General features: G+C 67.1%; 6 protein-coding genes. 5 read left to right on the top strand and 1 reads right to left on the bottom strand.

The features are described from left to right. From ACXJL8_RS26455 to ACXJL8_RS26435, 5 genes are all read left to right on the top strand, one after another. A partial coding sequence (locus ACXJL8_RS26455) for a DUF4159 domain-containing protein (RefSeq protein ID WP_456685866.1) occupies positions 1-2335 on the top strand: 2335 nt, incomplete at its 5' end. Between the two features lie 130 nt (positions 2336-2465). Next, positions 2466-4529, top strand: a complete 2064-nt coding sequence (locus ACXJL8_RS26450) for a hypothetical protein (RefSeq protein WP_456620435.1) — start codon at positions 2466-2468, stop codon at positions 4527-4529. Positions 4530-4681: 152 nt separating this feature from the next. Continuing rightward, complete coding sequence (locus tag ACXJL8_RS26445; RefSeq protein ID WP_456620434.1) at positions 4682-5080, top strand: DUF2946 domain-containing protein; 399 nt, start codon at positions 4682-4684, stop codon at positions 5078-5080. Between the two features lie 128 nt (positions 5081-5208). Beyond that, on the top strand, positions 5209-7605 hold the full coding sequence (locus ACXJL8_RS26440; protein WP_456685865.1) for a TonB-dependent receptor: 2397 nt from the start codon (positions 5209-5211) through the stop codon (positions 7603-7605). A gap of 156 nt (positions 7606-7761) precedes the next feature. Further along, on the top strand, positions 7762-8175 hold the full coding sequence (locus ACXJL8_RS26435) for a nuclear transport factor 2 family protein (RefSeq protein WP_456620432.1): 414 nt from the start codon (positions 7762-7764) through the stop codon (positions 8173-8175). A gap of 28 nt (positions 8176-8203) precedes the next feature. Here the strand turns inward: ACXJL8_RS26435 and ACXJL8_RS26430 are convergent. Further along, positions 8204-8428: GNAT family N-acetyltransferase (locus tag ACXJL8_RS26430; protein WP_456685864.1), on the bottom strand; the 225-nt coding region annotated here is incomplete at its 5' end.

Here is an 8428-nt window from a genome sequence, read left to right as displayed (position 1 = left end):
ACCCTATTCCATCGAACGCGTGGAAACCCTCACCGCGATCGATCGTTTTCTGAAAGCGACCGGCGACTGCGAGATCGCCTGGCTGTCGGACAGCGTCGACACCGGCCGCGGCGAGGAGTTTGTGCAAGGCCTCGGCAAGACCATCGGAGATCGCAGCTTGACGGTGTTCGAAGGCGGCACCTCCTCCCCGCTGGCGCTGGCCGCAGCGGAGAACGCGGCGGCGAAAATGACGGTGAAGGTGCTGCGCACCGACAGCGGCATCACCGCCGGCACCGTGCGGGCGCTGGACCAGAAGGGCTCGCCGATCGGCGAGGCGCGCTACAGCTTCGGCCCGCAGGACAAGGAAACCGAAGCGGCGTTCGACCTGCCGGTCGAGCTGCGCAACGACATCACGCGGCTCGAGATCTCCGGCGAGCGCTCGGCCGGCGCGGTGCAGCTGCTGGACAAGCGCTGGCGCCGGCGCGCCATCGGCATCGTCTCCGGTGCGACCAGCGAGACCGCGCAGCCGCTGCTGGCACCGACCTTCTATCTCACCCGCGCGCTGGCGCCGTTCGCCGACGTGCGGCTCGCGGACAAGGGCTCGCCGCAGCAGGGCATCACGCAATTCCTCGACCAGAAGCTGCCGATGATCATTCTGGCCGACGTCGGCACCATCGCGCCCGAGCTGCGCGAACGGCTCAACGCCTGGATCGACCAGGGCGGCGTGCTGGTGCGGTTCGCCGGGCCCAGATTGGCGCAGGCCGAAGACGATCTCGTTCCGGTCAAGCTGCGCAAGGGCGGCCGCACGCTCGGCGGCAGCCTGACCTGGGAGAAGCCGCAGCATCTGGCCACCTTCAGCGCCGATGGGCCGTTTACCGGCGTGGTCGTGCCCAAGGACGTCACCGTGAGCCGGCAGGTTCTCGCCGAGCCCGACGCCGTGCTCGCCACCAAGAGCTGGGCCTCGCTGGAAGACGGCACGCCGCTGGTGACCGGCGAGCATCGCGGCAAGGGCCTGGTCAGCCTGTTCCACGTCAGCGCCGACATGCGCTGGTCGGATCTGCCGATGTCGGGCACCTTCGTCGAAATGCTGCGGCGGATCGTCGACATGTCCGGCTACACCACCAAGCCCGGCGCAGGCGTTGCCGGCGAGGCGAGCACCGAGACGGTGGCGCCGCTGCACATTCTCGACGGCTTCGGCGCCTTCGGCCCGCCGCCGGCCACCGCAAAGCCGTTGCCCGCGGATTATCGCGACCGCGCCACACCCGATCATCCGCCGGGCTTTTACGGTCCGCCAGAAGGACCGCTCGCCGTGAACACGCTCGCCGCCGCCGACCGCATCGCGCAGCTCAACACCGCGAGCCTGCGCGCCCGGCACGCCACCTACACCAATGCCGAGCCACGCGATTTGCGCGGCTGGCTGCTGTCGACGGCGCTGGCGCTGTTCCTGATCGACGCCATCATCGTCGCGGTGCTGGGCGGCGGCCTCGCCGCGCTGCTGCGCCGCCGCGCCGCGCCTGCAATGATCGTGCTCGGGCTGGTGCTTGCCGGCCTGTTGGCGTTCTCGCCGACGCCTTCGCGCGCCGACGGCGCCGCGGACGAGTTCGCGATGAAGGCGGTGTCGCAGACCCGCCTCGCCTATGTCGTCACCGGCAATGCCGACGTCGATTCCATCGTCAAGGCCGGCTTGTCCGGACTGACGCTGTTCCTGGCACAGCGCACCGCGCTCGAGGCCGGCGATCCCGTCGGCGTCGATCCCGCGCGCGACGAGCTCGCCTTCTTCCCGCTGATCTACTGGCCGATCGTGCCGGGCGCGCCAAAGCCGCCGCAGGACGCGATCAACAAGATCGACGCCTATATGAAGCAGGGCGGCACCGTGATCTTCGACACCCGCGACGCGATCGAAGCGCCGCCCGGCGACAACAGTGCCTCGCAGACGCCGGGAATGCGGGCGCTGCGCGAGATCCTGTCCTCGCTCGACGTGCCCGAGCTCGAGCCGGTGCCGCGCGAGCACGTGCTGACCAAGACCTTCTACCTGCTGCGCGACTTCCCCGGCCGCTTCAACTCCGGCCAGACCTGGGTCGAGACGCTGCCGCGCGAGGACGACGACGAGAGCGCACAGCGGCCGGCGCGCGGCGGCGACGGCGTCTCCCCGATCATCATCACCTCGAACGATCTTGCCGGTGCCTGGGCGATCCGTCCCGACGGCCAGCCGATGCTGCCGCTCACGCCGGGCGAGCCGCGCCAGCGCGAATTCGCCTACCGCGCCGGCGTCAACATCGTGATGTACACGCTGACCGGCAACTACAAGGCCGACCAGGTGCACGCGCCGGCCTTGATCGAACGGCTGGGGCAATAGAGATGCGCGTGACGAGCTTGAGCCACACGCCCCGTCATTCCGGGATGGTCCGAAGGACCAGACCTGGAATCTCGGGATTCCGGGATCGATGCTTCGCATCGCCCCGGAATGACGTTGATAGGTCTGTCTGATGAATTACGGCATTGCGTTCACGCCGCTGGTTCCCGCGATCGTGCTGTGGCTGGCGCTCGCCGCGGTCGTCGTCATCGCGCTCGTGCTGGCGCTTGCGCGGGCGCGCGGAGCGGCCGTGCGCGTGGCGGCGCTGGCGCTGTTCCTGCTGGCGCTCGCCAATCCCTCCTTCACGCGCGAGGACCGCGATCCCCTCACCTCGATCGCGGCCGTCGTCGTCGACAAGAGCCCGAGCCAGAATTTCGGCAACCGCACCCGCGAGGCCGCACAGGCGCAGGAGGCGCTGGTCGACGGCCTGAAGAAGATCAAGGGCCTCGAGGTCCGCGTCGTCGATGCCGGACAGGCCGATGGCGAAACCGACGGCACAAGGTTGTTCGGTGCGCTCGCCTCCGCATTGTCGGACGTGCCGGTCGACCGCGTCGCCGGCGCGTTCCTGATCACCGACGGCCGCGTCCACGACATCCCGGCCAATGCCGCCGCGCTCGGCTTCCAGGCGCCGGTGCACGCGCTGATCACGGGACAGAAGGACGAGCGCGACCGCCGCATCGCGATCACGGCGGCGCCGCGCTTCGGCATCGTCGGCCAGAACCAGACGATCACCTACCGCCTCGACGACCAGGGCGTCAGCGGCGAGCGCGCCAAGGTCACGGTCCGCAGGGACGGCGAGGTCATCAACGAGCGCACGCTGTCGAGCGGCCAGACCGCGAGCGTCGACGTCGACATCAAGCATGCGGGGCCGAACATCGTCGAGATCGAGGCTTCGCCGCTCGAGCGGGAACTGACACCGGTGAACAACCGTGCGGTCGTCGCCATCGACGGCGTGCGCGACAAGCTGCGCGTGCTGCTGGTCTCGGGTGAGCCGCATTCCGGCGAGCGCACCTGGCGCAATTTGCTGAAATCCGACGCCAGCGTCGATCTCGTGCACTTCACCATCCTGCGTCCGCCGGAGAAGCAGGACGGCACGCCGATCAACGAATTGTCGCTGATCGCGTTTCCGACCCGCGAGCTGTTCCAGCAGAAGATCAACGAATTCCAGTTGATCATCTTCGACCGCTATGCCCGCCAGGGCGTGCTGCCGATCGCCTATTTCGACAACATCGCGCGCTACGTGCGCGCCGGCGGCGCGGTGCTGGTCTCGGCCGGCCCCGACTATGCCTCGAACACCAGCATCTGGCGCACGCCGCTGGATTCGGTGCTGCCGGCAGAACCCGTCGGCGTCACCGAAAAACCGTTCTACGCGCATCTGTCCGACGTCGGCAAACGCCATCCCGTCACGCGCGGGCTGGAAGGCTCGGCATCCGAGCCGCCGCGCTGGAGCCGCTTCTTCCGCACCGTCGAGACCCGCAATTCCGTCAACCCGCCGGTGATGACGGGCGTCGACGGCAAGCCGCTGCTGTTCCTGTCTCGCTTCGGCGAAGGCCGTGTCGCGCTGCTGCTGTCCGACCACATCTGGCTGTGGGCGCGCGGCTACGAGGGCGGCGGTCCACATCTCGATCTCTTGCGGCGGATGTCGCACTGGCTGATGAAGCAGCCGGATCTTGATGAAGAGGCGCTGCGCCTCCAGGTGCAGGGCAAGGATCTCGTGGTGGTGCGCCAGACCATGTCGGACAGCGTCCAGCCGGTGAGCGTGACCTCGCCCTCCGGTGTATCGCGCGACCTGACGCTCAGTGCCGGCGACCCCGGCGAGTGGCGCGCCAGCCTGCCTGCGAACGAGCTCGGCCTGTGGCAGGCGACCGACGGCACGCTGAAGGCGCTGATCAATGTCGGCCCGACCAATCCGAAGGAGTTTTCGGAAGTCACCTCCACCACCGAGACCTTGAAGCCGCTGACGCAGGCCACCGGCGGCAACGCCGTGCGCGTGGTCGACGGCGCCAGCGTCGAGCTGCCCCGGGTCGTGCCGGTGCGCTCGGCCAGCATGTTCCATGGCGACGGCTGGATGGGCGTGCGGATGCGCGACGCCAGCGTGGTGAAGGGCGTCGGCGTGCTGCCGATCTTCTCCGGCCTGATCGGGCTGCTGCTGCTGCTCGGCGCATTCGCCGCGACCTGGGTCCGCGAAGGACGCTGAATCCTTGTAGTTGCCCGAACGACACATCGCACGGCCGCCCGCGCGAGATCGCATGACCGCCGTTGACATCCGCTAACCGATGCTGCGATGTTACATTATAACATCGCGACGTCAGGGGATTGGCGGCTCGCGATGCGGGGTGGCGTTTCCWAATGAAGTGGTTCCGGTCGAATATCAGGCACGGCGCCCGGCTCGCGTTGTTCGCGATGCTGGTGCAGTTCGCGCTGACGTTCGGCCACAGCCACTGGTTCGCGCAGGCGACGCCTCTCGTCCAGTCCCAGCAGACCGACAGCACCAAGGGCGCCGCTGCGATCGATCGCGCGGCGGCCCAGAAGCAATCGCCAGGGAGTCCCGACCGGGAGCATCCCGGCGACGACAATTGCGCGATCTGCGCCGTGGTGGCGATGGCGGGCACCGTCGTGTTCGCGACGCCGCCGTTGCTGTTGCTGCCGCAGGCGGTCGAACTGCTCTACCGCACCACCGACGCCGAATTCGTCCATCTGAAATCGGCCAGCGCGGCGTTCCAGCCCCGCGCCCCTCCCGCGTCCTGACCTCCAACGCTTGATCACGCCTGGGCGCGCCCGGGACCCGTTGAAGTCGAATTCCGTCGCGCTGCGACGGCAGGCCACCTCCGATCAGCAAGCACACATGCGGACGGCGCCTGACTGGAATCAGGATCATGTCATTTGAATTGCGACGCGCGCAGCGCCTTGGCGGAGCAAGCCTGCTCCTGCTCGGCGCCGCCGCCACTCCGGCGCTGGCCCAAAACACGTCCCAGGACAAGCCGGCAGCCACCGAACTTCCCGCGGTGACGGTGACGGCCCCCAGCCCCATCGTGCGCCGGGCCGTGGTGCCGTCGCGCACCGCAAGCCGGGGCACGCGTCCTGCGCCTGCACGCAACCGCGAACGCACCGCCGAATCCACGCCGACACCTCCGCCCGCCGCCTCGCCCCAACAGGGCGTGCTGCCGATCGTGACCAACCAGTTCGCCACCGTCACCGTGGTGCCGAACGAGGAGATCCGCCGCGAGGGCGGCGGTCAGCTCGGCGATCTCCTGTTCTCCAAGCCCGGCATCACCGGCTCGAGCTTCGCGCCGGGCGCCTCCAGCCGGCCGGTCATCCGGGGGCTCGACGTCAACCGCGTCGGCATCGTCGAGAACGGCACCAATTCGAACGGCGCCTCCGATCTCGGCGAGGATCATTTCGTCCCGGTCGATACGCTCGCGACCAACCAGGTCGAGGTGGTGCGCGGGCCGGCCGCCTTGCGCTATGGCTCGACCTCGATCGGCGGCGTCGTCAGCGCGACCAACAACCGGATTCCGGACGCGCTGCCAACCTGCGGCGCGCAACCGTTCCAGAGCTATGGCCTGCCGGTCAAGGCGCCGCTCGCGAGCACCGGGACCGCGCCTTGCGTCACGGCCGAGACGCGCAGCGCATTCAGCTCGGTCGATCGCGGCGTCGAAAGCGGCGTGCTGCTCGATACCGGTGGCGGCAATTTCGCGTTCCACGCCGACGTCTACGGCCGCAACACGACGGATTACGGCATCCCGAGCTACCCGTACCTGACCGACCAGACGCGACCGATCACGAACGGGCGCCAGCCCAATTCGGCGACGCGCTCGGACGGCGCCTCGCTCGGCGGCTCCTACTTCTTCCAGGGCGGCTATATCGGCGCGGCGATCACCCAGAACGACTCGCTCTACCATATCCCCGGCATCGACGGCGCCGACCACAACACCCGGATCGACGCGCACCAGACCAAGATCAACGTCAAGGGCGAATACCATCCCGACGCCGCCGCGATCGACGCCGTCCGCTTCTGGGCCGGCGCGACCGATTACCGGCACAACGAGATCGGCCTTGCCGATCCCGCCGATCCCAACACCGACGGCGTGCGGCAGACCTTCACCAACAAGGAGCAGGAGATCCGCACCGAGGTGCAGCTGATGCCGTTCAACGCGCGCTTTGCCGAGGTGACGACGGCGTTCGGCTTCCAGGCCGGCCACCAGGAATTGACCGCGCCGAGCCCCGACGATCCCGGCAGCCCACTCAACGGATTATGGGACCCTAACAAGAACAACAGGGTCGCCGGCTACGTCTTCAACGAGCTGAAATTCAGCGAGACCACCAAGGCGCAGATTGCCGGACGCATCGAGCATGTCAATCTCTCCGGGACAACGCCGGCATTCATCCCTCCCGTGTTCGACGTTAACATCGACCCTGCCAGTATTGGTCCTGCCACGTCGCGGAACCTGAACTTCACGCCGAAAAGTGCGAGCATTGGCCTGCTCCAGAATCTGCCGTGGGATCTGGTCGCCAGCATTACCGGTCAATACGTAGAACGAGCGCCGAAACCGGCAGAGCTCTTTTCGCGCGGCGCGCATGACGCGACCGCTACCTTCGACATCGGCAATCCAGACCTCGGCATCGAAACGGCAAAATCGATCGAGGTCGGGTTGCGGCGGGCGACGGGGCCGTTCCGATTCGAACTCACCGGCTACTACACGAGGTTCAACGGATTCATATTCYGCCGATTGACCGGCAACACCTGCGACGAGGCGGCTTGTGTGGACATCGCCAATCCGGACCAGCTTGAGCTGCAGCAAGCGAGATATTCGCAGCGGGACGCGACCTTCCGCGGCGGCGAATTCCAGTCCCAGCTCGACGTCGGCGCGTTCCAGGGCGGCATCTGGGGCATCGAGAACCAGTTCGACGTGGTCCGCGCCACCTTCACCGACGGCACCAACGTGCCGCGCATTCCGCCCGTGCGGCTGGGCGGCGGCGTGTTCTGGCGCGACGACAACTGGCTGATGCGCGTCAACCTGCTGCACGCTTTCGCGCAGAACAACGTCGCCGTGATCGCGGAGACGCCGACGGCCGGCTACAATTTGCTGAAGGCCGAGGTGAGCTACAAGACCAAGCTCGATCCGCATTGGTTCGGCGCGCACGAGATGATAGCCGGCCTCGTCGGCAACAATCTGCTCAACGAAAACATCCGCAACTCGGTGTCCTACACCAAGGACGAGGTCTTGATGCCCGGCATCGGCGTGCGGGCGTTCGCCAACTTCAAGTTCTGACCTTGCTCCGGTCGGGGCCTATGGGCCCCGACACCCTCGGCTGCTTGTAGACACCATCGCCCATACCCAAAAAACTGAAACGATGACTTTCAATTATTTCTGTTTCGGTCGCTGAGCCAGCGACCACATCATCTCCCCACAGACAGGGAGTTTCCGATGAACCAACAGGCCAGCAAGACCAACGTGCCACTATCGGCGGGCGCCGATGTGAGCGGGATCGAGACGCTGCTCAACCGCAATCTTCCGGACGTATTCGGTGAAGGTGATCCGGCTCGCCGAAGGCGCGCCATTCAGGAACTCTATACCGAGGACTGCGTGCTGTACGCGCCGCCCGGCACATTCGTCGGTCACGACGCGCTCGACAAGTTCGCCGGCGATCTCCGCGCGACGCATCCGCATTTTGTCTATACGCCGCACGGCGCGCCCCAGGTTCTGCACAATTCGGGACGACTGGCGTGGGGATCGGGGCCGAAAGGCGAAACGCCTGCTTACACCGGCGTGGATTTCATCATTGCTCGCGAGGGCAAGATCGCGGCTCTTTATGTCTATCTCGACTCGCCGCCGACATAATGGGCGAGCTGAAGGCGCGTCTGATATCTCACGTTGAGCGCGTGAGCCGTTTCTCGTAGCGCCACTGGTCCACGGGGAAAGGACCGTTCGACGTTTCCGACAACATGACGAAGGTGCCGGCCCTGTGCCAGCCGCTCTTCTCATAGAACCGCGCAGCGCGATTGTTTCCGATCGCGCATGCGAGCCACGCCGTCTCGACGCCGCGCTCGGCCATCCTCGCCTCGGCATCGGCGATCAGCGCCGCAGCCACGCC

Source organism: Bradyrhizobium sp. P5_C11_2, from assembly GCF_054049755.1.
Note: the sequence above shows the minus strand (reverse complement) of the source record. Positions and strands in the feature narration are given on the sequence as shown.

Bases quoted from the DNA above. Each gene is read 5' to 3' on its own strand.
- ACXJL8_RS26450 (WP_456620435.1), top strand. From the start codon at position 2,466: ATGAATTACGGCATTGCGTTCACGCCGCTGGTTCCCGCGATCGTGCTG.
- ACXJL8_RS26445 (WP_456620434.1), top strand. From the start codon at position 4,682: ATGAAGTGGTTCCGGTCGAATATCAGGCACGGCGCCCGGCTCGCGTTG.
- ACXJL8_RS26435 (WP_456620432.1), top strand. From the start codon at position 7,762: ATGAACCAACAGGCCAGCAAGACCAACGTGCCACTATCGGCGGGCGCC.